At 59.6% G+C, this 26372-nt stretch carries 21 protein-coding genes; 9 read left to right on the top strand and 12 right to left on the bottom strand.

The genetic code is table 11. The features are described from left to right. The first annotated feature begins 62 nt into the window (after positions 1 to 62). The 5 genes from JKL48_RS07870 to JKL48_RS07850 all read left to right on the top strand — a co-directional run bounded on the left by JKL48_RS07870 (position 63) and on the right by JKL48_RS07850 (position 5338). On the top strand, positions 63 to 1391 hold the full coding sequence (locus JKL48_RS07870; RefSeq protein ID WP_201981011.1) for a cryptochrome/photolyase family protein: 1329 nt from the start codon (positions 63 to 65) through the stop codon (positions 1389 to 1391). Between the two features lie 120 nt (positions 1392 to 1511). Beyond that, a complete protein-coding gene (locus JKL48_RS07865) occupies positions 1512 to 2141 on the top strand; it encodes a TetR/AcrR family transcriptional regulator (protein ID WP_201981009.1) in 630 nt (209 codons plus the stop codon). A 139-nt stretch (positions 2142 to 2280) separates the two neighbouring features. Then, the gene (locus JKL48_RS07860; protein ID WP_201981007.1) at positions 2281 to 3603 is read left to right on the top strand and encodes an ABC1 kinase family protein; all 1323 of its coding nucleotides are present in this window, start codon (positions 2281 to 2283) and stop codon (positions 3601 to 3603) included. Between the two features lie 161 nt (positions 3604 to 3764). Continuing rightward, positions 3765 to 4637 carry a dienelactone hydrolase family protein gene (locus JKL48_RS07855; protein WP_201981005.1) on the top strand — a complete coding sequence of 291 codons (873 nt, stop codon included), beginning with the start codon at positions 3765 to 3767 and terminating at the stop codon, positions 4635 to 4637. 230 nt (positions 4638 to 4867) lie between these two features. Then, positions 4868 to 5338 carry an Mpo1 family 2-hydroxy fatty acid dioxygenase gene (locus JKL48_RS07850; protein ID WP_201981003.1) on the top strand — a complete coding sequence of 157 codons (471 nt, stop codon included), beginning with the start codon at positions 4868 to 4870 and terminating at the stop codon, positions 5336 to 5338. Positions 5339 to 5434: 96 nt separating this feature from the next. On the opposite strand, the gene JKL48_RS07845 is transcribed toward JKL48_RS07850, so the two are convergent. The 11 genes from JKL48_RS07845 to JKL48_RS07795 all read right to left on the bottom strand — a co-directional run bounded on the left by JKL48_RS07845 (position 5435) and on the right by JKL48_RS07795 (position 16767). Continuing rightward, the gene (locus JKL48_RS07845) at positions 5435 to 6157 is read right to left on the bottom strand and encodes a phenylalanine-4-hydroxylase (RefSeq protein WP_201981002.1); all 723 of its coding nucleotides are present in this window, start codon (positions 6155 to 6157) and stop codon (positions 5435 to 5437) included. A gap of 237 nt (positions 6158 to 6394) precedes the next feature. Continuing rightward, positions 6395 to 7399: a 3-deoxy-7-phosphoheptulonate synthase gene (gene aroF, locus JKL48_RS07840; protein WP_201980997.1), complete on the bottom strand. Its 1005-nt coding sequence runs from the start codon at positions 7397 to 7399 to the stop codon at positions 6395 to 6397. Between the two features lie 68 nt (positions 7400 to 7467). Continuing rightward, positions 7468 to 8244, bottom strand: coding sequence for a tryptophan synthase subunit alpha (gene trpA, locus JKL48_RS07835; protein ID WP_201980993.1), 777 nt, complete (start codon positions 8242 to 8244; stop codon positions 7468 to 7470). Positions 8245 to 8325: 81 nt separating this feature from the next. Continuing rightward, positions 8326 to 9522, bottom strand: a complete 1197-nt coding sequence (gene trpB, locus JKL48_RS07830) for a tryptophan synthase subunit beta (RefSeq protein WP_201980989.1) — start codon at positions 9520 to 9522, stop codon at positions 8326 to 8328. A gap of 28 nt (positions 9523 to 9550) precedes the next feature. Beyond that, the gene (locus JKL48_RS07825; protein WP_201980986.1) at positions 9551 to 10234 is read right to left on the bottom strand and encodes a phosphoribosylanthranilate isomerase; all 684 of its coding nucleotides are present in this window, start codon (positions 10232 to 10234) and stop codon (positions 9551 to 9553) included. Positions 10235 to 10247: 13 nt separating this feature from the next. After that, positions 10248 to 11069: an indole-3-glycerol phosphate synthase TrpC gene (gene trpC / locus JKL48_RS07820; RefSeq protein WP_201980983.1), complete on the bottom strand. Its 822-nt coding sequence runs from the start codon at positions 11067 to 11069 to the stop codon at positions 10248 to 10250. 102 nt (positions 11070 to 11171) lie between these two features. Then, complete coding sequence (trpD, locus tag JKL48_RS07815; protein WP_236668670.1) at positions 11172 to 12167, bottom strand: anthranilate phosphoribosyltransferase; 996 nt, start codon at positions 12165 to 12167, stop codon at positions 11172 to 11174. Between the two features lie 132 nt (positions 12168 to 12299). Continuing rightward, positions 12300 to 12869 (bottom strand): anthranilate synthase component II, encoded by a 570-nt coding sequence (locus tag JKL48_RS07810; protein ID WP_201980975.1) that lies wholly within the window; start codon positions 12867 to 12869, stop codon positions 12300 to 12302. Between the two features lie 114 nt (positions 12870 to 12983). After that, positions 12984 to 14411, bottom strand: coding sequence for an anthranilate synthase component I family protein (locus JKL48_RS07805; RefSeq protein ID WP_201980971.1), 1428 nt, complete (start codon positions 14409 to 14411; stop codon positions 12984 to 12986). Between the two features lie 443 nt (positions 14412 to 14854). Next, the gene (locus JKL48_RS07800; RefSeq protein WP_201980969.1) at positions 14855 to 16072 is read right to left on the bottom strand and encodes an alpha/beta hydrolase-fold protein; all 1218 of its coding nucleotides are present in this window, start codon (positions 16070 to 16072) and stop codon (positions 14855 to 14857) included. Continuing rightward, positions 16069 to 16767, bottom strand: a complete 699-nt coding sequence (locus JKL48_RS07795; protein WP_201980966.1) for a hypothetical protein — start codon at positions 16765 to 16767, stop codon at positions 16069 to 16071. The genes JKL48_RS07800 and JKL48_RS07795 overlap by 4 nt, the downstream gene beginning before the upstream one ends. 783 nt (positions 16768 to 17550) lie before the next feature. Here JKL48_RS07795 and JKL48_RS07790 point away from each other — a divergent pair. The 3 genes from JKL48_RS07790 to JKL48_RS07780 all read left to right on the top strand — a co-directional run bounded on the left by JKL48_RS07790 (position 17551) and on the right by JKL48_RS07780 (position 23242). Further along, positions 17551 to 20577 (top strand): SusC/RagA family TonB-linked outer membrane protein, encoded by a 3027-nt coding sequence (locus tag JKL48_RS07790; protein WP_201980964.1) that lies wholly within the window; start codon positions 17551 to 17553, stop codon positions 20575 to 20577. Between the two features lie 12 nt (positions 20578 to 20589). Next, on the top strand, positions 20590 to 22239 hold the full coding sequence (locus JKL48_RS07785; RefSeq protein ID WP_201980959.1) for a RagB/SusD family nutrient uptake outer membrane protein: 1650 nt from the start codon (positions 20590 to 20592) through the stop codon (positions 22237 to 22239). 184 nt (positions 22240 to 22423) lie between these two features. Then, positions 22424 to 23242, top strand: coding sequence for a SusE domain-containing protein (locus JKL48_RS07780; protein ID WP_201980954.1), 819 nt, complete (start codon positions 22424 to 22426; stop codon positions 23240 to 23242). A gap of 599 nt (positions 23243 to 23841) precedes the next feature. Here JKL48_RS07780 and JKL48_RS07775 read toward each other — a convergent pair. Further along, the gene (locus JKL48_RS07775) at positions 23842 to 25104 is read right to left on the bottom strand and encodes a T9SS type A sorting domain-containing protein (RefSeq protein WP_201980950.1); all 1263 of its coding nucleotides are present in this window, start codon (positions 25102 to 25104) and stop codon (positions 23842 to 23844) included. 256 nt (positions 25105 to 25360) lie between these two features. Between JKL48_RS07775 and JKL48_RS07770 the strand changes: the two genes are divergently transcribed. Then, entirely contained in the window at positions 25361 to 26209 is an 849-nt protein-coding gene (locus tag JKL48_RS07770) for an N-acetylglucosamine kinase (RefSeq protein WP_201980948.1), read from the top strand. The last annotated feature ends 163 nt before the right edge of the window (positions 26210 to 26372 follow it).

Raw genomic sequence — 26372 nt, 5'->3', positions numbered from 1 at the left:
GGCCGAATGGCTATCAACTGACAACGAGCAACTGACAACGAGCAACTGACAACTAAAAAAGCATGAAAATCTGCCTCTTCTGGCACCGGCGCGACTTGCGCATTCACGACAATCTGGGTCTGGCGGCGGCACTGGCCAGCGGCCTGCCGGTGCTGCCTCTGTTCATTTACGACCAGGAAATTCTGGACCAGCTGCCGGATAAAGCCGATGCCCGGCTCACTTTCATTTACGACGAGGTAGAGAAGCTGGCCCAGGAAACCGAGGCGGCCGGCGGCACCTTCCTGGCCCGCTACGGCAAGCCGCTGGAGGTGCTGGAGCAGCTGACGCAGGACTTCGAGGTAGCGGCCGTGCACACCAACGAAGACTACGAGCCCTACGCCACCGAGCGCGACACGGCCGTGGCCAAGATGTTGGAGAAGCATGGGGTAGAATTCCACGCCTACAAGGACCAGGTCGTTTTCGCCAAAGACGAAATCATGACCAAATCGGGCACCGTGCCCAAGGTGTTTGGGGCTTACCTAAAGGCCTACACGGCGAAGCTGACGGATGAGTTGCTGGAGCCCTGCGATTCCGGAAAGCCGTTCACGAAGGCGCATCTGCACCACGTTTCCGAAGAAAACGCCGGGCCGCGCCCAACCCTGAAAAGCATGGGGTTTGAACGCAAGGAACAATATTTTCCGCCGGTGAAATTGCCCGCCGCAAGCGTGGTGCGCCACTACCACAAAACCCGCGACACGCCCGCCAACGAACACGGCAGCACCCGCGAGTCGCTGAACCTGCGCTTCGGCACCCTGAGCGTGCGCGAGGTGATGCGCCAGGCCAAGGCACTAAACCCGAAGCTGCTGGCCGAAATTATCTGGCGCGACTTCTTTATGATGCTGCTCTGGCACTTCCCCCACACCGCTACCGAGAGCTACGACCCCAAGATGCGGCACATCCCCTACCGCAACAACGAGGACGAGTTTCGGGCCTGGTGCGAGGGCCGCACCGGCTACCCACTGGTGGACGCCGGCATGCGCCAGCTCAACGCCACCGGCTATATGCCCAACCGCGTGCGCATGACCGTGGCGGGCTTTCTGGTGAAGCACCTGTTCATCGACTGGCGCTGGGGCGAACGGTATTTTGCCGACAAGCTCCTCGACTACGACCTAGCCAACAACGTGGGCAACTGGCAATGGATGGCCGGCACCGGCGCCATTGCCGCCCCCTGGTTTCGGGTGTACAGCCCCGAGAGCCAGCAGGCGCAGGTTGACCCCGAAATGAAATACATCCGGCGCTGGGTGCCGGAGGTGGGCACGGCGAAGTACCCCAAGCCCATTGTGGAGCACAAGTTTGCCCGGGAGCGGGCCGTGGAAGCTATTCGGGCAGCGCGGACGGCGGCTGGACAGTAGCGCAAACTTTGTAGTTCGCGTACCCACGCTATTCTGACGATTGACGTTCAGGCAGTAGCGCGAACTACAAAGTTCGCGCTACTGCCTGAACCGTACCCCTGCCGTGCCGGTTATACTGCCATGGAAAAGGACCGCATCAAACAAGCCTATCTCGACTTCGTGCTCAACGAAGGCCACCCGCCGCAATCGGTGTTCAAGCTCACCCAGCAGTTGGGCATCGCGGAGCCGGAATTCTACCAGCACTACCCGAATTTCGATGCCATCGACCGCGAAATCTGGGCCGATTTTGGCCGGCAGGCGTGCGAAACCGCCGCCGGCGAACCGGTGTGGGAAGGCTACGGCAGCCGCGAAAAGCTGCTGGCCTTTTATTTTACCCTGCTCGAAATCCTGAAAAACAACCGTTCCTATGCGCTGATGAGCCTGCGCCGCTCGCTGCACCGGGTGCCGGCCCTGTCGCCCCGCGTGCTCGATGATTTCCGGCAGGATTTTGAGGTGTTTGTGAGCGACTTGCTCAGCGAAGGCCGGGCCAGCGGCGAAATCGCCAACCGGCCGCTGGTGCAGGACGGCTACCCGCGCTTCTTCTGGCAACAAGTGCTGTTTGTGCTGGTTTTTTTTGCCAAAGACGATTCCCTCAACTTCGAGCGCACCGACGCCGCCGTGGAGAAGGCTGTGACGCTTAGCTTCGATTTGGTGGGCCGCAATACGATTGATTCGGCCGTGGATTTTGTGCGGTTTCTGGTGCGGCGCTAACGGCTGTTATGGCGGTCATGCCGAGCGTAGCCGAGGCATCTCGCGTGCGCAACTCTTTCGATTGAATTATTTCAGCACGCGAGATGCCTCGGCTGCGCTCGGCATGACGTTTAATTTTTATAACCGGCAGCCTACTGCTATGTCCGACGAATCCCAAAACTCCCTGCCCACCACTAAGGTGGCCCGTGCTGCCCGTTTTGCCAAAACCGGCCTCAACGTGGGCGCCAACTACATCAAACACTACGCCAAGAAGGCCGTGGGGGCCGAGTCGACCACTGCCGACCTGCACGCCGCCAATGCCGCCGAACTCTACGGCACGCTGAGCGAGCTGAAGGGCTCCGTGCTGAAAGTGGCTCAGATGCTGGCCATGGAGAAAAACATGCTGCCCACGGCCTACGCCGAGCAGTTTGCCCAAGCCCAGTATTCGACGCCGCCCCTCTCCGGCCCGCTGGTGGTGAAGGCCTTCCGGGATGCGTTTGGCAAGTCGCCTTATCAGTTGTTCGACGAGTTTGAGCCGGAAGCGCGGCAGGCGGCCAGCATCGGGCAGGTGCATTTTGCGCGCAAAGAGGGCAAAGCCTTGGCCGTCAAGGTGCAATACCCCGGTGTGGCCGACAGCATCAAGTCTGATATTCGGCTGGTGAAGCCCATTGCCCTGCGCGTGATGGGTCTGAACGAGGCCCAGGTCCGCCCCTACCTGGAAGAAGTAGAAACCCGCCTGCTGGAAGAAACCGACTACAAGCTGGAGTTGCGGCGTGGACAGGAAATCGCAACTCAGTGCCAGGGAATTAACCACTTGGAATTCCCCGGTTACTACCCGGCGTATTCCACCGCCCGCATTCTCACCATGGATTGGCTCAGCGGGCAGCACCTGAAGGAGTTTTTGGCCACTAATCCCAGCCAGGCCGTGCGCAACCAGCTGGGCCAGGCGCTGTGGGACTTTTACCAGTTCCAGTTCAACACCCTGCACCGCCTGCACGCCGACCCGCACCCCGGCAATTTCTTGATGCGAACCGAAAACGGTGGTACCCTCGGCGTGCTCGATTTTGGCTGCGTGAAAGAAGTGCCGCGGGACGTGTACCGTCTCTTCACCGCCCTGCTGGCCCCCGAAACCATCGCCGACGAAGCCCGCCTGACGGCCTTGCTCACGCAGGCCAATGTGCTCCGCCCCACCGATGCGCCGGCTATGCAGGCCCTCTACCTGCGCACCATGCAGGTGTCGTTGGAACTGGTGGGCCGTCCCTTTCGTCAGGCCACGTTCGACTTCGGCGACCCCGCTTACATGGCGGCCCTCTACGCCCTCGGCGACGACCTGATGGCCGACCCCGAATTGCGCAAGCAGCGCGAGCCGCGGGGCTCCGAGCACTTTATTTACCTCAACCGGACCTACGTGGGCCTGTTTGCGCTGCTTACCGAGTTGGGGGCAAGCATCAACACCGGAATACCCGCCGGGGGCGCGGGCTAACTGCTTCATTGCTATAGCTCCTTCGGTTGACGTGGAGGCAAACGGCCGTTGCCTGCCAAAGCTATTTTCCAGAATTGCTAAAAACTTTGCTACATGAGCCGGGAAGTTTTGCCAGGTTGGCTGTTGCGTAGGCTCATTCGTTTCAATTCTTTATAACTCCCATGACCAAATCCCTTACGCTCGGCGCCCTCCTGCTCGGCCTCACGTTTTCAGCCTCGGCCCAGAAAATGGCCAGCTGCTGCGCCCGCCCGGCCGGCAACCTGTCGGCATCCGCCACCGAAGCTTTTGCGATGCTGGCCACCGACAAGGATTTCTCGGGTGGCCACGATGCGCCCCTGCCCTACCACTACGAAGGCATGGGCAAGGAAATCGAGTTCAAAACCCCCGACGGCAAGCCCGGCCACGGCTTCGAAATCAAGAGCGCCAAACCCAGCAACAAGTACCTGTTCGTGATACACGAGTGGTGGGGCCTGAACGACTACATCAAGAAGGAAGCCGGCACCTTCGCCCAGGAGTTGCCCGATGTCAACGTAATTGCCGTGGACCTCTACGACGGCAAAGTGGCCACCACGCCCGAAGACGCTGGCAAATTCATGGGCGAGGTGAAAACCGAGCGCGCCGTGGCCATCCTCAAAGGCGTGGAAATGTACGCCGGCCCCAAGGCGCAGTTTGCCAGCATCGGCTGGTGCTTTGGTGGCGGTTGGAGCTTGCAGGAGGCGCTGCTCGGCGGCAAGCAGACCGTGGGCTGCGTGATGTACTACGGCATGCCCGAGAAGGACGTGGCCAAGCTCAAAACCCTGAACAGCGACGTACTGGGCATTTTTGCCAGCCAAGACAAGTGGATTAATCCCGAAGTGGTGGGCCAGTTTAAGAAGGACATGGCCGCCGCCGGCAAAAGCCTCACCGTGGAGAGCTACGACGCCGACCACGCCTTTGCCAACCCCTCCAACCCCAAATACAAAAAGGAAGACGCCGCCAAAGCCCACGCCCAGGCACTGGCCTACCTGCGCGGCCGGTTCAAATCGAAAGCATAGCGGGCAGTTGCCGCTGTCGCAGCTTTTTCAATGTCTGTCATCCTGAGCGCAGCGAAGGACCTTCTCACCGAAAAACAATTTGCAGCAATTCAATCGGAGCAACCATGAGAAGGTCCTTCGCAAGCTCAGGATGACAGCCGTTTAGAAAAGCCTTCCCACATGGGAAGGCTTTTTTTCTTGCTAATTTGTCGGCTCTTCACTGCTCTTGCCTTTCCCAAAAATCCCACCGCATGGCCTCCCTCACGGCACTCCTCTCCGAATACGGAGAAAGCCACCAAAACCCCACCAACAAGCTGGTGCACTGGGTGTGCGTACCGCTGATAATGTTCTCGCTTATTGGGTTGCTCTGGTCGGTTCCGGTGCCGGCGGCCATTGCGCACATCAGCTCTTGGCTGAACTGGGGCACGTTGGCAATGGCATTGGCCCTGCTCTATTACGTGCGACTGAGCGGCCGGCTGGCCCTGGGCATGGTGCTGGTGTGGGTGGCCATGGCCGCTGCCCTGCACGTGGTAGCCAATGCGGCAGCCCTCCCGCTCTGGGCCATTTGCCTCGTTATTTTCGCCCTGGCCTGGGTGGGCCAGTTCTGGGGCCACAAAGTAGAAGGCAAAAAGCCCAGCTTCCTCAAAGACCTTCAGTTTCTGCTGATTGGGCCGCTGTGGCTGCTCCATTTCGTCTACCGCCGCCTGGGCTGGGGGTATTAACGCCTGCGGCTTAATGAAGAATGAAGAATGAGGAATGAAGAGTGAGGAATTAGCAGTCAAAGCCAAAATTCCTCATTCCTCATTCCTCATTCTCCGTTAAGCGCAGCGTCCCGCCAGGATGCCGGCCAGTTCATCAACGCAGTCGCTGAGCTGCTGCCAGGCGGGCAGCACGAAGTACTGGTTCTGGTAGCGCGTGCCGGTAACGGGGGTGCGCAGCACGGTGGCCAGGTCAAACGCCGGCCGGGGGGTGTGCTCGTTTACGCAGTGGTGGATTTCGCCCGCCGACGACAACAGCCCCGCGCCGTAGAGCATGGGCTTGCCCTCGTGCTGCACCAGGCCGAATTCGGCCGTAAAAAAATACAGCGCCCACAGCTGTTCCCGGGTAGCCGAGCCCACCGGCTGCGCCCGATACGCCTGCCCCAGTGCGTGCAGAAAATCGGCCAGGCCTTCGTCGAGCAGCATGGGTACGTGCCCGAACAGGTCGTGGAACAGGTCGGGCTCAGGGCTGAAATCGAAGCTGTGCATGGGCCGGATGCGCGTCACGATGGGAAACTTGCGCTCGGCCAGCAACTCAAAAAACGCGGCGGGCTCGAAGGGCCGCCCCACCGGCGCCAGTTGCCATCCGGTGTGTTCCCGCACCGTGGCGCTCAGTTCGCCGATGTCGGGAACTACGTCGCGCCGCAAGCCCAACCGCGCCAGCCCCTGGTTGAAAACGGGCGCGGCGCGCCGGTGCAAGAGGGCCGTCTGGCGGTCAAACAGAATTTTCCAGACCAGTTGGTCCTGGGTGGCGGTAGCGGGGATGGTGCGTTTGGTGAACATAGCGGTTTTGGCGAAAAAAAAGCCCGACTTCCTGGTGGAATCGGGCTTTTGAAGGTTTCTAGAGAAGTTCGGGCTTCATGCCGTGTACTCCGTTAGCGCCAATCGCAGCCCCTGCTCGCCCTGTTTGGGGGAGGTCAGCAGGTTTTTAATGCAATTGACGAATTGGTGGCGCATGAGTGAGACGAATTTAAGAACTGAATTCAGGAATACAAGCAAATGGCAAGATTAATTTTTTGTTTATTCCAATTGCCCTCGCAGCTCGTACACGCGCCGCAGGTTGCGAATCAGCCGCGCCGACTCGTCGAAATCCAGCGTTTGGGCGCCGTCGGAAGCGGCCTTTTCGGGCGTCTCGTGGGTTTCGTACACAATGCCGTCGGCCCCGGCCATTACTCCGGCCAGGGCCATGGCCGGCACGTATTCCCGAATGCCAATGCCGTGCGAAGGGTCGACGATGACCGGCAGGTGGCTTTTGGCTTTCAAAATCGGTACAGCATTCAAATCCAGGGTGTTGCGGCTGGCCGTTTCGAACGTGCGGATGCCGCGCTCGCACAGAATCAGCTTTTCGTTGCCCCCCGAAAACACGTACTCCGCTGAGGACAGCAGCTCCTCGATGGAGCCCGAAATGCCGCGCTTGAGCAGCACCGGCTTATCGACGCCGCCCAAGGCATCCAGCAGGTTGAAATTCTGGGTGTTGCGGGCGCCTACCTGGAACACGTCCACGTAGTCGTGCATTTCTTCCACCTGCGACACCTGCATTACTTCGGTCACGATTTTGAGGCCGTGCGCCCGCGCCATGCGGTGAAACTCTTTGAGGCCGTCCATGCCCAGGCCCCGAAACGCGTAGGGCGACGAGCGGGGCTTGAACACGCCGCCGCGCATCAGCCGCACGCCGTTTTCGACCAGATGCGTCATCACCTTTTCCATCTGCGCCTCGCTCTCGATGCTGCACGGCCCGGCGCAAATGGCGAGCTGCCCCTCGCCTATCGTCACGCCATCGCCGAGGTCGAGCACGGTGGGCTTCACGCGCCATTTGCGGCTCACCAGCTTGTAGTCGTCGCTCACGCGGTGCACGTCGCACACGCCCGGCAGCTGGCCAATGGTGCGCAAGTCAACATCCTGCTTGCCAATGGCGACCAGGTAGTGCGCGTGTTGGGTCGTGACTTCGGTGGCCTTGTAGCCGTGCTGCCGGAGGTGCTCCGATATGGCGGGCACGGAAGCCGAATTTTCTAGTTGAATTATCACGTAATGGGTAGGTTAAATAAAAACGTCATGCTTCGACTGCGCTCAGCATGACGTCCTTCTGTTAAAAACTACGACTTGATACCCCGCACGAACCGCGCGGCGGCCGCGGGCGCATCGTCCACCTCTTGGAGAGCTTGGATGAGCGCCGAACCGATGATGGCACCATCAGCATACTGACAAGCGCGGTCAAAACCGGCTTTATTGGCAATACCGAAACCGATGAGGCGCGGATTTTTCAGGTTCAGGTCTGCCACTCGCTCAAAGTACTGTTGCTGGGCGTCGGCATCGGGCCGGGTGGTGCCGCCGGTGGTGCCGGGTCCCGACACGAGGTAAAGGAAGGCATCGGACAGGGCATCGAGCCGCCGGATTCGCGCTTCGGAAGTTTGCGGCGTGATGAGAAACACCGCTTTCAGGCCATGCTGCTGAAAAAGGGCGTGGTAGGTTTCCTCGTACTCATCGAGCGGTAAATCGGGCAGAATCAGTCCATCGACGCCCACTTCGGCAGCGCGTTTCAGGAAAGCTTCCACGCCGAACTGCAGCACGGGGTTGAGGTAGCCCATGAGCAGCACCGGCGCATCGGGCACGGCCGTTCTAAGGTTTTGGAGCTGTTCGAACAGCACGGGCAGGTTCATGCCATTGGCCAGGGCCACCGTGCTGCTCCCCTGAATAACCGGGCCATCGGCCAGCGGGTCGGAAAAGGGCATGCCGATTTCGAGGATGTCGGCCCCGGACTCGACCAATGCTTTGGCCAGCGGAATGGTGTCGTGCAGGCTGGGATAGCCGGCGGTGAAGTAGGTGTTGAGCAGGTTCTTTTTGCTCCGGAAGGCGTGGGTTATTCTGTTCATCTAGCGCAAGGTTTCGCTAAGTATATTTTTGAACGACAACGCTTTGCGAAACTTAAGTTTTAAACTTCGCGAAACCTTGCGCTAAATGAGTTTGTCCATATTCTTGAGGTACGTCTCCAAATCCTTGTCGCCGCGGCCCGACAAATTCACCACCACCACGTCATCGGGCCCGGCGCCCAGCTGGCCCAGCGCAGCCAGCGCGTGCGCCGTTTCCAGGGCCGGAATAATGCCTTCCAGGCGGCTCAGCTCGCTCACGGCGGCCAGCGCTTCGTCGTCGGTAATGGACATGAACTCGGCCCGGCCCACGGCGCCCAAGTGCGCGTGCAGCGGCCCAATGCCGGGATAGTCCAGCCCGGCGCTCAGCGAATACGGCTCCGTAATCTGGCCGTGCTCGTCCTGCATGAGCAGCGTGCGGCTGCCGTGGATGATGCCCGGCTTGCCCAGCACCGACGTGGCCGCGGAGTGCCCCGAATAAATGCCGTGCCCGGCTGCTTCCACCGCTACCAGGCGCACGGCCGGCTCGTCGAGAAAATGGTAGAACGCGCCGGCCGCATTGGAGCCGCCGCCCACGCAGGCCACCACAAAAGCGGGCAGCTCGGAGCCGGTTTTTTCCAATAATTGGGCGCGCATTTCCTCGCTGATAACGGCTTGCAGCCGCGCCACCAAATCGGGGTACGGGTGCGGGCCAACTACGGAGCCAATGATGTAATGCGTATCTACGGGGTTGGCAATCCAGTCGCGGATGGCCTCGTTGGTGGCATCTTTCAGGGTTTGGCTGCCGCTGGTGACGCGGCGCACCTCGGCCCCGAGCAGGCGCATGCGAGCCACGTTGGGCGCCTGGCGCTCAATGTCCGTTGCGCCCATGTACACCACGCAGGGCAGGCCCATGAGGGCGCATACCGTGGCCGTGGCCACGCCGTGCTGGCCGGCGCCGGTTTCGGCAATGATGCGCTGCTTGCCCAGGCGCTTGGCCAGCAGAATCTGGCCCACGGTGTTGTTGATTTTGTGGGCGCCGGTGTGGCACAGGTCCTCCCGCTTCAGAAACACGCGGGTGCCGTATTTCTCGGATAGCCGGCGCGCTTCAAACAGCGGCGTGGGCCGGCCCACGTAGTCGCGCAGCAATAGCTGCAATTCGGCCTGGTAGGCGGGGTCGGCCAGAATTTCGAGGTACTGCGTGCGCAGCTCTTCCACGTTGGGGTACAGCATTTCGGGCACGAAAGCGCCGCCGTATTCGCCGTAGTAGCCGCGAGCCGTGGGTTGTTGGAAGGAAGTCGTCATGCGAGCAGCAAGGAAAGAGGGGGGGGAATTAAGCCGTCCGGCGGGCTGATTTGCCGGCCCGGCGCGGGCGTAAGGAAGCAAACGCTTTGGCCAGCTGCGTAAAATCTTTGAGGCCGGGGGCCGTTTCAAAGCGGCTGTTGAAATCGACACCGATGAGGCCGGGCAGCCGCAGCGCAGTCAGGGCGTCAATGTTTTCGGGCCCCAGGCCGCCGGCCAGCAGGTACGGCGTTTCGAGCTCGTAGTCGCGCAATACTTCCCAATCGAAGGCCGTGCCGTTGCCGCCCGGCGCAGGCCCAAAGGTGTCGAAGACAAAGTAGTCGCACACGCCTTCATACGGCAGCAGCGCGCTCAAATCCAGCCCATGGTTTACGGAAAACATCTTGATAACCAACACACCCGCCCGCTGCAGCTCGGCGCATTGCGCCGGTGTTTCCTGCCCGTGCAGCTGGGCCCCGTCCAGGCCATAGCTGGCGAGCGTGGCCAGAATATGCTCAGTGGACTCATTGACGAAGACCCCGATTTTGCGCACGTTGTCGGGCAGGGCGCGCAGCAGCTCCGTGGGCAGCGTGCCCACGACGTACCGCGGCGAGGGCGGGTAAAAAACAAAGCCCAGAAAATCGGGCTGCAGTTCGGCCACGGCCGCGATGTTGCCAGGCTCGCGCATGCCGCAGACTTTGATGAGCAGTGGTTTTTCGTTCAGTATGGTTTCCATCGTGTTGCTGTGTTTACTCTCCAACCGCCACCCCCCGGTGGTATGTTCTGAGCTCCTGCACCAAAGCGGCGCAGGCGCGTTCCGGCCGGGCGTGGCGCATGAAGGCCTCGCCCAGCAGAAAGCCCCGGTAGCCCACCTCGCGCAGCTGGCCGATGGCGCGGGCAGTGGAAATGCCACTTTCCGACACCTTCACGAAGGCCTCGGGAATGGCTTCCGCCAGGGCCAGCGAGGTGTCCAGACTCAGGCTAAAGTCGTGCAGGTTGCGGTTATTAACGCCGATTAAGTCCACCGCGTCGACATTGGCCGCACGGGCCAGCTCCTCGGCGTCGTGCACTTCGAGCAGCACCTCCAGGCCCAGCGAGCGGGCCAGGCGGCCCAGCGTGTTGATTTCGGCGGGCGTGAGCACGGCCGCAATAAGCAGCACAGCGTCGGCGCCAATGCTTTTGGCTTCGAGAATCTGGTACTCGTTTACCACAAAATCTTTGCGCAGAATGGGGCAGAAATTGAACCGCCGGGCGGTGGTCAGGTCTTCGTTTTTGCCGCCAAAAAACTCGGCATCGGTGAGGACCGACAGCGCCGCCGCCCCGGCCTGCATGTAGCCCAGCGTGGTGCGTTCTACCGGCGCATACTGGTTTATCCAGCCCTTAGAAGGCGACTTGCGCTTGAACTCGGCAATGAGGCCGCTGCCCTCTTCGCGCAGCAGGTACTTGCGCAGCGACAGTGGCACGGAGTTGAAATACAAGCTGGTTTCGAGCAGCTTGGTCGGCACCAATTCGCGGCGGCGAGCTACTTCCCGGCGCTTGTGGGCAACAATGGTATCGAGAATGGTAGGCATTTTTTAATGAGGAATGAGGAGTGAAGAATGAGGAATCATTGGTTGATGAACGGAAAGTGGAACCGTACTAAATGCCAATTCTTCATTCCTCATTCTTCAATCTTAATTGATGGAAAGCATGGTTTCAAACGCCCTTTTGGCAGCGCCCGAATCCAGTGATTCGCGGCAGTGGGCCAGCGCCTCGTCCCAGCCCAGGCCGGGGCGGGCACATTGCAACGCAAGGGCCGCGTTGGCCGTCGCAACGTTGCGCTGGGCAGCGGTGCCCTCGCCCAGTAGCACCCGGCGAAAAAGCTCAGCGGCAGCGGCCACGGTGCTCCCACCGGTCAAATCTGCGGCTGTGCAGGCGGGCAGGCCCAGCGTTTCGGCGCTCAGCATTCGCTCGCCTTCGAACGAGGAAACCACTTTGGCCGGGCCGGTGAGGGCCAGCTCATCGTAGCCATCGAGGGCGTGCACCACGGCGTAGCGGGCGCCGGTGGGCTGCATCAGGTAGTGATACACGCGCTGCAGCTCCAGGCTAAACACGCCCAGCAGCTGCGCAGCCGGCCGGGCGGGGTTCACCAGCGGACCGAGGATGTTGAAGAACGTGCGCAGCCCCAGCTCGCGGCGCACCGGACCGGCATGCCGCATGGCCGGATGAAAGGCCGGCGCGTGCAAAAAGCAAATGCCGGCGCGGTCAAGCTGCCGCCGGAGCTGGTCGGAGCTAGCTTCGAAATAGTAGCCGAAATGCGCCAGCACATTGGACGCGCCCGACACCGACGACACCCCAAAGTTGCCGTGCTTGGCCACCTTCTCCCCCGCCCCGGCCACGATGAAACAGGCCAGCGTGGAGATGTTAAGCGTGTTTTTGCCATCGCCGCCCGTGCCTACGATGTCGAGCACCGCGTGGGTGCCCAGCTCCGGGTCGCGGCTCAAATCGAGCAGCGCCTGCCGGAAGCCGGCCAGTTCGGCCACCGTGATGGGCCGCATGCGGTACACGGCCAGAAATGCCGCTGTTTCGGCCGGGTTGGCGCCGCCTTCGCCCAGTTGCCGCATGGCGGCATGGGCTTCGGCGTGGGTAAGCGGCTGCTGGTCAAAAAGCTTGGTGAGAATCTGTTTCAAAGTGGTTTTTATTTTCAGAACGTCATGCTGAGCGTAGTCGAAGCATCTCGCTCGCATCGTTCAACGGTTTGATTACAATGGCACGCGAGATGCTTCAACTACGCTCAGCATGACGGCCTTTTTACAGTGTTCTCATGCCAGCCAGTTGGCTAGCATGTGGGCGCCGTGCTCGGTCAGGATACTTTCGGGGTGAAACTGCACGCCGCGCACATCGTACTCGCGGTGCCGGAAAGCCAGTACTTCGCCGTTGGCGTCGCGGGCCGTCACCTCCAGCACGGCCGGAACCGACTCGGGGCGCACGGCCCAGGAATGGTAGCGTCCTACTTGAAACTTACGGGGTAAGCCCGCAAAAAGCCGCTCATCGGGCACCGTCACTTCGGCTTCGTTGGCCACGCCGTGCAGCACGGCCGGAAGGTTATACAGCTCGGCACCAAAGCTTTCAGCCAGCCCTTGGTGGCCCAGGCACACCCCCAGAATGCGCTTCGTGGCCGCATATTGTTGGATGATGGCCGGCATCAGCCCGGCTTCGGTGGGCAGGCCCGGGCCGGGCGACAGCAATATGGCATCGTAGGCATCCACGGCTTCGAGGGGCAGCTGGTCGTTGCGCGTCACGGTCAGGTTGGGTCCGTGCCCCAGCTCGCGCAAAAGTTGTACGAGGTTGTAGGTGAAGGAGTCGTAGTTATCGAGAACGAGGATTTTCATGCGTATTGAACGTGATAAGGAACGTCATGCTGAGCGCAGTCGAAGCATCTCTACTGCGCCAGCAAGTGATTTAGTATTGAGGTAGAGATGCTTCGACTGCGCTCAGCATGACAATTACCGCACCTCTGCCGCAGCGCGCAAAGCTGCCCGCAAGGCCCCCAGCTTGTGGTGCACCTCCTGCAGCTCCGACTGCACCTCCGAGGCCGCCACCACGCCCGCGCCGGCCTGGAAATAAAGTTGGTTGCCGGTGCTCAAAAACGAGCGAATCATGATGGCGTGGTTGAAGCTGCCATCGAAGCCGAAGTGGCCCAGGCAGCCGCCGTAATAGCCGCGGGCGGTGGGCTCTAGCCCGTCAATCAGCTGAATGGCGCGGTGCTTGGGCGCACCCGACAGCGTGCCGGCCGGGAATGTATCGGCAACTACTTGTAGGGTGTCGGTGCCTTCGGCCAGCTCGGCCGTCACCTTGCTCACGAGGTGGATGACGTGCGAGTAAAACTGGATTTCGCGCAGCGTGCGCACCTGCACCTTGGTGCCGTGCCGGGCCAGGTCGTTGCGGGCCAGGTCGACCAGCATTACATGCTCGGCATTTTCCTTGGGGTCGGCGGCCAGGCGCTGGGCGGCGGCGGCATCGGCCGCGTCGTCGCCGGTGCGGCGGTAGGTGCCGGCTATCGGGAACAGGCTGGCTTCGCGGCCTTGCACCAGCACCTGCGCCTCGGGCGAGGAACCGAAAATTTTGTAGTCGCCGTAGTCGAAATAGAACAAATAGGGCGAGGGGTTGATGGAGCGCAAGGCCCGGTACACGTTGAACTCATCGCCGGAAAAGCCCTGCTGAAACCGCCGCGACAGCACAATCTGGAACACGTCGCCGAGCCGGCAGTGGGCCTGGCCCTTGGCCAGCCGCTCCAGGAACTCTTCATCGGTTTGGTTGCTCCGCTCCTCGCCCACCGTGGCAAAGCCGAACGTGGGCACGCTGGGGTGGCGCACCAGGTTTTCGAGGCGGTCCAGCCCGTCGGTTGCGGCCGGGGCTTCGCCGGCCACGCCGTGCTCGAACAAGTGCAACTCCTGCCGGAAATGGTTGAACGCAATGACGTAGCGGTACACGCCGTAGCGAATGAGCGGGATGTCGCCGGCCGGCACTTTAGCCGTTGCCAGGGTCACGTCCTCGAAGCCTTGCACGGCCTCGTAGCCCATGTAGCCAAACAAGCCGGTGCTGATGAACGGGAACTTGGCTGCTGCCTGGTCGGGCTCGAACGCGGCGGCGAAGCCGCGCAGCCGGGCCAAGGCCTCGCGCGGCTGGCCCAGGGTTTCGCGGGTTTCGGGGTGGCCGGGCAGGGTTTGCCGCAGCTCCCCGCCGCGCCGCAGCTCAAACGTGCCCAGCGGCTCGCACACCAGGTAGCTGAAGGCGTTTTGCTGGCCGTGGTAGTCGGCGCTTTCCAGCAGCAGGCAGTTGGGGTAGTGGTCGCGCAGCCGCAGGTACAGGCCTACGGGCGTCACGGTATCGGCAAGCAGGCGGCGGGTGCGGGTAGTCAGGTGGATTGGCACAGGGCAACAAGTTGGGGAAGCGCGGCAACGGTTTGGCCGGCGTTGGGGGTGAAACGAAAAAAGCCCGGCGTGGGCCGGGCTTTTTGTGGTTTAAAGCAAAATCAGGCGTGATTTTACCAAGCGCACAGGCAGGCCGGTCCGAGGTTTCGGAACTGCCACCACCAAGCCTGGGAAGTACGATTGAAAGTCATCATTAGAATGCGTTTGCTGGAAGCGCGCTGCAAAGATAGAACAATATTTTTGTCATTTCAGCAATTTCCATTCGTCTTGCATACGATTAAGCTAAAAATAGGTTGGCAGATTGGCTATAATGGCAATTGCATTTATATCGCAACCCGCTCGCTGCTTTTGCTTAGAAGCCGTTTGAGCTAACCAAAACGGTCATGCTGAGCGCAGTCGAAGCATGACCGGCTGGATGGTTTTCGACTAACTCAAACCGCTTCTTAACGGCTGGGGCCCTTGGTTTTCAAAGTCGAACGAAACAAAAACTGATAGGCTGCCGGAAACTCGCGCTGCCAGAACCATTCTTTGTGCTCGCCGGTGGCCGGCGCATGAAAAGCTAGGTTGGCCGCCGGCACGCCCTCAGCCCGCAGCTCGTCGCGCCACTGCGCCATCAGCGGCAACATGGTTTCCGATTCCTTGGGTCCGCACACAAAGTAAAAGCGGGCCGTGCGGGCGGCCGGGTGCCTTTTGGCAAAGGCCTTCAGCGAATCGTTACACACCCAGAACGCCGGGGAGAACACCCCTATTTCGCCAAACACTTTCGGGTATTTCAGCGCCGCGTACACCGAAATCAGCCCGCCCAAGCTGGAACCGGCAATGCCCGTGTGAGCAGCATCGGGCAGCGTGCGGTAATGCGCATCCACGTATGTTTTCAGGGTATTAGCCAGGAAATCGACGTACTCGCTGCCTTGGCCGCCCTGGTGGAGCTGGTCTTGCAGCGCCGCGCTCCGCCAAGGGATGTACTCATCGGAGCGGAATTGTTCGCCGTTGTCGACGGCCACCACAATGGTGCCGGTGGGGTCGAGCCCGGCGATGTGCAAGCGGTCGAGGGTTTCGTCCACGCCCCACTCCCCGCTAAAGCTGGTGGCCGCATCAAACACGTTCTGGCCGTCGTGCATGTAGAGCACCGGGTAGCGCTGCTTCGGCTTACGGGCATAGTCGGCGGGCAGGTACACCCACACCCTGCGCCGCCGGCCGAGCTGGGGCATGACAAACGCTTCGCTCAGCACCCGCACCTGCGGCGAGGCCGTGTGGGCTTTGGGAGCCGGGCGGGTTCCGCGCTGGTCGTCCCAGGCCAGCACTTGGTGCTTGATTTCGCGCGCCGTGCTCAGGTCCGCTTTCCGGTTGGCGATGCCTTGGTTGTGCGCGTCGATTTCAACGGTGGCCCAACTGCCACGCGTAAACTTGTACTCGACCGGCCCCAGGCCGGGCGGCAGGCGGAGGCGGTACGTGCCGTCGACGCTTCTTTGCAACGCATACGCGGGGGCGTGCGGATTCCAGTTGTTGAAAGAACCGGCCACAAACAGCGAGTCCCCGACGGGCGTAGTGGCCGGCACCTGGGTCAGCGTCAGCACGGTTTGTGCGCGCGCCGCATGCAGTGCCAGGGCCCAGGCGCTGGCCACCAGTGCTGTTTTCAGCAGTAAGGTCTGCTTGTTCATCGAATGGTTTCGCCGCTGCCCGCGCCGCGTTCGGCGGCGTCCATTTTGCGCAGCGTGTACACGGCCCGCACGGAGTCGATGCCTGGTAGACCATTGGCCTGGAAATCCAGAAAGGAGCCTTTTTTCTGCGAGCCCTTCACGAAGTGCCGGTATTCTTCTGCCGACTCGCGCACCACGTACAGCAGGCCCGAAGATGGCAGTTTTAGCCGGGAATAGAAGCTGCGGCCGTCGCCGGCGGGGCGGCGGTTGTCCTCGGCTACCGCGCTGGTGCCCAGCAAGCGAAACTTGTTCATGTCACTGCCCGGCAAGGGCATGTTGCCCAGCCCGTCCACAAAGACTTCGCGCCGGGACATCAGGTGCTCCAAATCCAGGGTTTTGAGCAGGCCCAGGTTTTCTTCGGCCATGATGAGCTGTTGCACGGCCCGGCCCGGCGCCGGCTCCTCGTAGTACACCAGCACGGGCTTCTTCAGCTTAATCTTGCCTACCACCACCGGCGGCGGCGCATCTTCTCCACCAGCGCCCTGCGTGACAATGGGCGTGTAGACCGGGGCCGCCTTGGGAGCCCCCCGCACGCCGGGTGCTGCCTTGCTCTTGCCTTTGGGCACCGGCTTGCGCGTGCCCGGCCGGGACTGGGCCACCGCACTGGCCAGGGTAGTGGCCAGCAACAACGCAAGGAGTAGAATACGCTTTTTCATATCTAAGGAAAAGCCAAAAGTAACAAGGGGAGTGTGCCCTCGCAAAACGGCAGCTGCCCAAGGCAGCCCACACCAATACTATAATTGTATGGAAGCCCTACACTTCGGCACAGCCCTTAGAAGCTGTTGAATTAACCAACACGGTCATGCTGAGCGCAGTCGACGCATCTATCCCGGGGGACTGATTCATTTACTGCTGCGGTAGAGATGCTTCGACAAGCTCAGCAGGACGTGTTGGATGGCTTTTGACTAACTCAAACAGCCCTTAAGCGGGGTGGAAGCTGACGCAAATTTCTGGCCCGTGCGCTGGCGGGACGGAAGATAAGTAAAAGGCATAGAAAATTGTCCAATACGACTCGCCGCAGTCCGGTTTTCAAAGTACTTATTTGGCAATTGCAGCGGGCAGGAATATAGGCAATGCCCGCTTGATTAGGAAATCGAGCCGAAAAGACGCCCGAAAACCATGAGTGAGGATTTCCTAACCAAAAAAAATTACACGCTGATTCGCAAACGTTTGCACAAAATTCACCTCCGAAACAGCGCTATATTTTACGGCCACATATCGCTAGTTATCAACAATATAGGTGTGCAAAAAAAATATTTTTATTCGTGTAAAAAAACCCAAAAAAACAATGAACTTACCACGCCCCTATTGGTTGCTTATCCAAGCGGTCCAAAAGCTGAAAAACGCGGTTCTACAGCGTCCCTGAGCCCATTTTTCGGTAACTTGCAGCCCCAAAGTTTTAAAAATCCCACCATTCCCATTTTTTCACTTCGTTTCCCATGAAACACTCCTATCTAGCGAAACTCTTGTTTCTGCTATTGTTCGCGGCGTTTGGCTTCCCTTCAGGAGCCTTTGCGCAGACCGGTACCATCAGTGGCCGGGTAACCGATTCCAAGAACGAAGGCATTCCCGGTGCAACGGTGCTCGTGGAAGGCACTTCGTTGGGCAGCTCTTCGAACGTGGACGGCACTTATAGCGTTCAGGGCGTGCCGGCCGGCCCGCACACCCTGGTTATCTCGTTTGTCGGCTACAATTCGGTGCGGCGGCCGGTGACGGTCGTAGCCGGCCAAAACACCGAAGTATCGGCTGGCCTCACCGAAAACGCCACCCAATTGGCGGAAGCCGTGGTAGTAGGCTACGGCACCCAACGCCGCCAGGACATTACCGGGGCCGTGGCTACGGTCGATACCAAGCAATTTGTGCAGGGCCAGGTCACCAACCCTGAACAGTTGATTCAGGGCAAAGTAGCGGGCGTAAGCATCACCGCTGCCGGCGGCGCGCCAGGAACAAATACCACTATTCGTATTCGGGGTAATACGTCCTTGACGGCCAACAGCGACCCGCTGTACGTGATTGACGGAGTACCGGTAGACAAGGATGGCATCGCAGGCGCCTCGAACCCGCTCTCGCTGATTAACCCCAGCGACATCGAAACCTTCACGGTGCTCAAAGACGCCTCGGCTACGGCCATCTACGGCAACCGGGCTTCGGGCGGCGTTATCCTCATTACCACTAAAAAGGGTTTGCAAGGCGAAAAGCTGCGCGTGGAGTTGAACTCGCAGTCCGGCGTTTCGACGGTGGCGCGCAAGTACGAAACGCTGAGCGCCGACCAGTTCCGCAGCCTGATTCAGGCCAACGGTTCGCCCTCTCAGGCGGCTACACTGGGCACGGCCAACACCGATTGGCAGAAGGAGATTTTCCGCACTGCTCGCACGTTCGATAATACCGTAAGCGTGATTGGCAGCGTGGCAAAGAAAGTCCCTTTCCGCGTGTCCTATGGCAACCTCTACCAGGAAGGCATTGTCATCACCAACCTGCTAAAGCGCAACTCGGGCTCGGTGAGCTTAAGCCCTACCCTGCTCGACAATCACCTGCGCATCGACGTGAATGCCAAAGGCAGCGTCGTCGACAACCGGTTTGTGGACTACGGCTACGTGGCCAATGCGGCACTATACGACCCCACCCAGCCGGTAACCTCCACGGAAAGCCGCTTCGCGCGCTACGGCGGCTACTACCAATTCACCAATTCGGTGGGCCAGCCGCTGGGCAATGCGCCCTCCAACCCGGTTGCCGCCATCAACAACTCGAACAACACCAGCCAAGTGAAGCGCCTCATTGGCAATGTGCAGCTTGACTATAAAGTCCACGGCATTGACGGCCTGCGCGCCAACCTCAACCTGGGCCTTGACGTGTCGCGCGGGCGCGGCAGCAACATTATTCAGCCCACCGACTTCGGCAACTACAACACGGCCGCGGCGGCAGCTACCAATCCCGGCCTGAACGGTGCCTATAGCCAATACGCCCAGGACAAAGACATGAAGCTTCTGGAAGCTTATCTAGCCTACGGTAAGCAGGTAGGTGGCACCAAGTTCGATGTGCAGGGTGGCTACGCCTATCAGACTTTCGTGTCGCAGGGCCCAAACTACCTGACCTACCGCTACGACCGCACCACCAAAATCAATAAGGCTGATACCCTGACGGTGCCGGGCTATTACGGCAAGCTTGTGATACTGTCCTACTTTGGGCGTGCCACAATGAACGTGAAGGATAAGTACTTGCTGACGGCAACGATTCGGAATGACCGGACTTCGCGCTTTGCGAAGGACCAACGGAGCGGTTATTTCCCGGCGTTGGGCCTTGCCTGGCGCGTTAAAAACGAGGACTTCCTGAAAGAAAGCACGCTGTTTTCGGAGTTGAAAATCCGCTTGGGCGCCGGCCGCACCGGCCAGCAGGAAATCGGCGGCTATTACGATACCCAGCCCCGCTACGTCATCAGCGGCTCTTCTACCACCTATCCGCTTGGCACGGCCGCGGCCACCACGGTTCCTACCTACAGCCCGCAGGGCTATAACGCCTTGCTGCACTGGGAAAATACCAATACCTACAACGCCGGCCTGGACCTGGGTTTCTTCGATAACCGCCTGACCGCTACAGTGGATGTATATCAGCGCCTCGCCACCGACCTGCTCGCCAGCGTCTATCAATCGGCCGGCTCCAACCTCACGAATATTCTCAACAAAAATATCGGCACCATGCGCAACCGTGGCATCGAGTTGGGAATCAACTACGGCATTCTGCGCAGCGAAGGCCTTACCTGGGACGTGAACGTGAACGGTGCTTACAACGTCAACAAAATCACCGACCTTGGCCAGCAACAGGAAGGGTTTAAAGGCTATAAGGTTGGTGGTATTGGCGGCGGCACCGGCAACACCATTCAGATTAATGCTATCGGCCAACCCATCAATTCCTTCTTTGTGGCCCAGCAGGTGTACGGAACCGATGGCCGCCCCGTGGAAGGCCTGTACGTGGACAAAAACGGCGACGGCGTTATCAACGACTTCGACTACAACTTTTACAAGCAGCCGGCTCCCCTCGTGACGCTGGGCTTCAGCTCGAACCTGACGTATAAAAAATTGGCATTTGCCTTCACCCTGCGCAGCAACCTGGGCAACTACGTGTACAACGCCAACGCCGCGAACTTTGGCACTTATGCCAACGCCCAAGGCTCCACGCTTTTCGTAAGTAACCTGAGCCCCGACGTGTTGAACACCGGCTTCACCCGCCAGCAGCTGTTTTCCGACTACTACATTCAGAACGCCTCGTTCCTGCGCTGCGAGAACGTTTCGTTGGGCTACAACGTGGGCAAAGTGCTCGGCGCTTCGTCGCTTCGCGTAACGGCCAACGTGCAGAACGCCTTCCTGGTAACCAAGTACAAAGGGGTTGAGCCGGAAGTATTTAGTGGCATCGATACGAACTTTTACCCGCGTGCCCGCACTTTCACTCTTGGCATCGCTCTCGGCATTTAATTCCCACCACTCATGAAACAAGTATTATACCGGGGGCTCACGGCCCTCACGCTGAGCACGGCCCTGGTTGGCCTCAGCACGTCTTGCACCAAGGACCTGGACCAGACGCCGAAGTACGAACTTACCCCTGACAAGGTGTACGTGGGCTTGACCGGCTACAAGCAGGTGCTGGCCAAGCTCTACGGGGGCTTTGCGCTCACCGGCCCCTCGGGGCCCGGCTCGGGCGATATTTCAGGCATTGACGCTGGTACTTCGGATTATATTCGCCAGTGGTGGAGCGCCCAGGAGTTGACGACCGACGAAGCGGTGATTGCTTGGAACGACCCCGGCGTGCAGGAGTGGCACAAGATGAACTGGGACGCCAGCGACCCGCTCACCCGGGGCTTCTACAGCCGCCTTTACTACGAAATTGCTACCTGCAACGAGTTCCTGCGCGAAGCCACCGACGATAAGCTCAGCAGCCGCTTGTCGGGCGGTGAGATGGAGCAGGGCAAACTGTTCCGGGCCGAAGCACGCTTCCTGCGCGCCGTGGCTTACTACCACGTCATCGACTTGTTCGGCAACGGGCCTTTCGTCACGGAGAAAGACCCCGTGGGCGGCCCCCTGCCGGTTTACAACACCCGTCAGCAACTCTACAACTTCGTAGAAAGCGAATTGCTGGCCCTGACTGCTGATTTGGCCCCGGCCCGCACCAACGAGTACGGCCGCGTCGACCAGGCTGCCGCCCACGGCTTCCTGGCCCGCCTCTACCTGAATGCCGGCGTGTATACCGGCACCCCGCAATATGCCAAAGCGGCAACCGAAGCAAAGGCTGTGATTGACGCAGGCTACTCGCTCAACACGGCCGCCGCGGCGCCGGTGTCCTCCGCTTACGGCCGCCTGTTTCTGGCCGATAACAATCTGGCTCCGGTCAAAAATGAAATCATCTGGCCCGTGATTTTTGACGTCAACAGTGTGCAGAGCTACGGCGGGACCACTTTCCTGGTGAACGGTTCCACCAGTGGGGCTGATGCCATCTGGCAACGCCTGGTGGGCCAAACCACGGGCTGGGGCGGCCTGCGCACCACCAGTGCGCTCTTCGATAAATTCTTCCTGGCCGGTGGCGACACGGCCCGCGACCGTCGCGGCCGTTTCTACACCCGTGGCCAGACGTTGGCCATCACCGACCTGAGCCAATTTACGCAAGGCCTGGGCGTGCTCAAGTTCCGCAACGTCAACTCGGCCGGTGCGGCGCAGGGTGCTTCGCTGAATTTCTCCAGTATAGATTTCCCGATGCTGCGATTGGCCGACATGATGCTGGTATACGCTGAGGCTGCTACCCGTGGCAGCGGCGACCGCACCACCGCTCTCGGCTACGTAAACCAGATTCGCCGCCGGGCCTTTGGCTTGCCCATTGCCACCCCCAGCGCCGTGGCCGACATCACCGATACCCAGATGACGACCGATTTTATCCTGGACGAGCGCGCCCGTGAACTGCATTGGGAAGGCTCCCGCCGCACGGACCTCATCCGCTACGGCAAGTTTACCGAATCCACTTACCTGTGGCCTTGGAAGGGCGGTGTTGCCGGTGGCCAGGGCGTAAATGCCAAGTACAAGTTGTTCCCGCTTCCGGCCTCTGACCTCACGGCCAACCCGAATCTGAAACAAAACGACGGGTACTAATTATGGTAAGCAGATGCTGAGCCGATGCGCATCGGCTCAGCATCTTGTTTTTCTCTACTGCGCAAGGGCCTGACTTTTAACGACCATTACCGAGCACGCTTGCTGACACTTTTGGTACGCCCATCGTGTTGTTGCTCAAAGTACATTCAGCCCTTTTACTCACCATTTTACTCAAAATCCCATCATGAAAAATTTGCTTACTCCAGCCTTAGCCTTAGCGTTTGCCATGACAACGCTGGCTTCGTGCAATAAGGACGAGGATAAGGTGACCGTGAGCCCGTCTAATACGCTGTCGCTCACGGGTTCCACCAATTCGGTTGTCCTCACGCAGCTAAACGACGCCCAAACGGCCATTACCTACTCCTGGAATGCTATTCAGCAGTCGCTGAGCGGCACCGAGTTTACCAAGACTCCGGCGGTTACCTACCAGTTGCAGTTTGCTAAAGCCGCCGATGGATTTGGCTATCCTGCCGTGATTGATGCGGGCACAAATACAACGAAAGCAATTACGGTGTATGATTTGAACAACGCGCTGAATGCAATTGGGGTGAATACCGCAACGGCTGGCCCGGTTTACGCCCGCGTAGTAGCTGTCACTGGTTCCGATACCCACACGTTCGCATCGGCGCCCGTAACGCTTACCGCCAAGGCGTATCCTGCTTGCATTGCCCCCAACACCGATACCTGGGCCTTGGTGGGCCCCGCCGGAAAGGGCTGGCCCAGTGGCACGACCGACTCCGAAGCAGGCCTCCCCATGACCTGGAACTGTGCCCTGAGTGCGTATACGGTGCGTGCCAACCTGAACGCCGGGGACTTTAAATTCCGCAAGGATAAAGCTTGGACTATCAACTTAGGTGGTTCCGGCAATTTGACCCAAGGCGCGCCACTGACGCTCAACGGTGCTAACCTGACCATTGCCACTGCCGGTATTTATACTGTAAAACTGGTAGTAAACGGCAGCGGTACGGGCGTTAGTGGTGGTACGGTTACTGTTACCCCCTAGTTTGCTCCATACAGACTTGGTGCACGTAGGACGGTAAAGCAAAAGGAGCCGCTGGAATACCAGCGGCTCCTTTTGCTTTACCGTCCTACGTGCGGGTTCAGAGCGCACAATTAAACCTTGTTGTTAGAGCCGTTTCGAAGTCAGTGTACGTGCGGTCAGTAGCGCGGACTTTGCAGTTCGCGTGCCAGAACGAGCTAGCGGCGCGGGGACGCGAACGACAACGTTCGCGCTACTCTACACCAACCCCGACACCGCGCTAAGTTAATATTGGTCGCATGCCCTTGCTGCGAGTACGGGCCAGGGCCTCAAAGCAGGCCCCATTGACAGCGTCAGGATATAAACGGTGCCGTGGCCCGTTCACTTTTTTGGTTACTACCTCGCCTTGCCTTCAAACAAGGTAAGGTAACCAAACTAAAAAGCTATTTGAGTTAGCTAAAAATTCAATGAAATGGTCATGCAGAGCGCAGTGAAGCATGACCGTTCTTATTAATTCAAACAGCCTCTAAGCCGTAGACCACTGCCCGAACCACCCAAATATCTGCCCATAAAAAAGCCCCGCCGCACATGCGACGGGGCTTTTTTGTGCGTTAGTGTATGCCTTATAGCAGCACCACCTTGCGGGTCGAAACCTTGTCGCCTACCTGCACACGCACCATGTAGGTGCCAGCGGCTACATCGGCGGTGCTTACGGTGGTGTTTTGCACACCGGCAGCTTGCTGGCCATTGGCCAATACGCGCACTTCACGGCCCAGCAGGTCGGTGAGCACCACATTGACATGGTCGGCGTGGGTACCTACGTTGTAAGCCACGGTGGCGGCACCGGCAGCAGGGTTGGGGAACACGGACATGGCCACAGCAGCTTCATCAGCCGCTTTGGCCGACAGCACACCCGAAGCACCCGGCGCGAAGCCCACGGACTGCAGGCCAGGAACGATGCCGAAGTCTACGTCGTTGGGCGTACCGTTGTCGGCACCGCCCAGGTTGGGGCTTGGGAAGGCTGCGGGCAAAGTAGTGGTGGCCGCTTTGGGAATGAATTCACCGGAAGCATACCCCCCGTTGCCGTTGTTGTAAATAGCGAAAATGCGGAAGGCACCGCCGTTGGCCGTAGCGCCCAAAGCAGCACGGTCCAACTCAATCTCCCAGCCGTAGGAACCCACGCCGCCGTAAGTAGCCGTGTTGTACAGGGTGGCGTTGCCGGGGTTGGTACCAATTTGGCCGGTGGTGGTGTTGCGGTAGGCCATGCGAGCCGAGTTGAGGGCTGCATAAGGCGCTACCGTAACGGTAGAAGCCAGCGTCAGGGCCGTACCATCGCCCAGCACAGGACCGGCGGTGGTCGTCAGCTGGCGGCTTTGCACGGCCGTAGCAGAGGTAAATACCGCGCCTTCGGCCTTGTACGGCTGGGGGGCGGTGCCCACCGGGCTGCCATCGGCACGCAGGGCCAGCGCCAGGTCAACGCTTTGGTCGAGCTTGATGCGGGTAATTTTTTCGAAGGAGGTACCCGCAGCCCCAGCGGGCAGGAAGGTGGCAGCGGGAGCACCCGTCACACCGGGCAGGTCCAGGTAAATCTGGAACGAGTTGCCGCTGTTTTCCATCGTACCGCCCAGAAAAATATAGATTTTCGAAGCAGTGTTGGCCACGTAGAGGCCCAGCAAACCGTTGTTGCCGAATGGGCGGCCGGTGTTCTGGTTAGGTGTCGAGGTAAGCGAAGTAAATGTGAAGTTGTCGCTTTTGCCGAGCAGCACATAATTGCCGGCGGTGAGCTCAGCGGCGGTGAGCTGGCCATCGACCGTTACCTGGGCCTGGGCGGTGAGGGCGCCCGCTGCCAATGCGCCAGCGGTAACTAGGGTAAAGACTTTTTTCATGGGAATGAAATGAGAAAAATGGTGAGAATTGTTGTAATGGGAAACGCTTTTATAGACAATTGCAGCAAGAGTGAGGACTCACTTGTGGTACGTAGCAAAAGTAGCTATGGATGCACGATTTCGCGCATTTCAAGGAGAAAAATAGTCGGCAAGCGCACAAAAAAACACGGCAAACGTTTGTGCAAACCCGACCAACGGATGGGTTTACGGGTAAGTTGCTACTTTCGTCTTCCTATAGTCACTCCCCCCAACTTGTATGATACTAATTGCCGACGGCGGCTCTACCAAATGCAGCTGGTGCCAGCTCGATGACGCCCACAACCGCGTTTATTTTAATACCGAAGGGTACAACCCCGATTTCATGGATACGGCGGCCATTGCGGCCTCCCTCACCCAGAACCTGCCCGACACGCTGCCCCGCGAACAGGTGCGCGATGTGTATTTCTACGGCGCGGGCGTGTCGTCGGCGCAAAAGGCGGAGGTGATTGCCGGGGCCCTGCGCCAGTTGTTTCCCAACACGAAGGCCCACGTGACCGAAGACCTGCTGGCGGCGGCGCGGGCCCTGCTGGGCCGCAAGCCGGGCTTTGCGGCCATTCTGGGCACGGGCACCAATTCCTGCATCTACGACGGCGAAAAAATCACCTACAACGTGGATTCGCTGGGGTATTTCCTGGGCGATGAAGGGTCGGGCTCGTACTTCGGCAAGCGCCTGCTGCGCGACTACTTGCGCGACCTGCTCCCCGACGGCCTGCAGGACGCCTTCCGCGAAACTTACGGGCTGGGCTCGCGCAACGAGATTCTGGACCGGCTCTACAACCAGCCGCTGCCCAACCGCTTCCTGGCCAACTTCGCCAAGTTTGCTTACGACCACAACAACGTGAGCTACTGCCGCGACATTGTGGTGGAAGGCTTCGAAACCTTCTTCCAAAACCTGGTGCTGCACTACCCGCGCTTCCAGGAGTACTCGTTCAACTGCGTGGGCTCGGTGGGCTACAATTTCCGCGACGTGCTGACCCAGGTGGCAAAAGGCCACGGCATGGAAGTCGGCAAAATTATTCGCTCCCCTATTGATGACCTGGTGACTTACCACGAGGAAGGCAACTGATTTACTCAATTCAGGATTAGAAATAAAAAAGGCCCGTCTGAATCATCAGACGGGCCTTTTTTATTTCTATGTCTCGTCCGGTTATATGTTGACACTTTTCCCAAAGTTGTCATGCAAGAGCCCGAAGAAAAACGAGTTAGACGCAGCCAGCGCGATTACAGCC

Origin of the sequence: Hymenobacter rubidus, from assembly GCF_016734815.1 — a bacterium.
Lineage (GTDB): Bacteria > Bacteroidota > Bacteroidia > Cytophagales > Hymenobacteraceae > Hymenobacter > Hymenobacter rubidus.
Note: the sequence above shows the minus strand (reverse complement) of the source record. Positions and strands in the feature narration are given on the sequence as shown.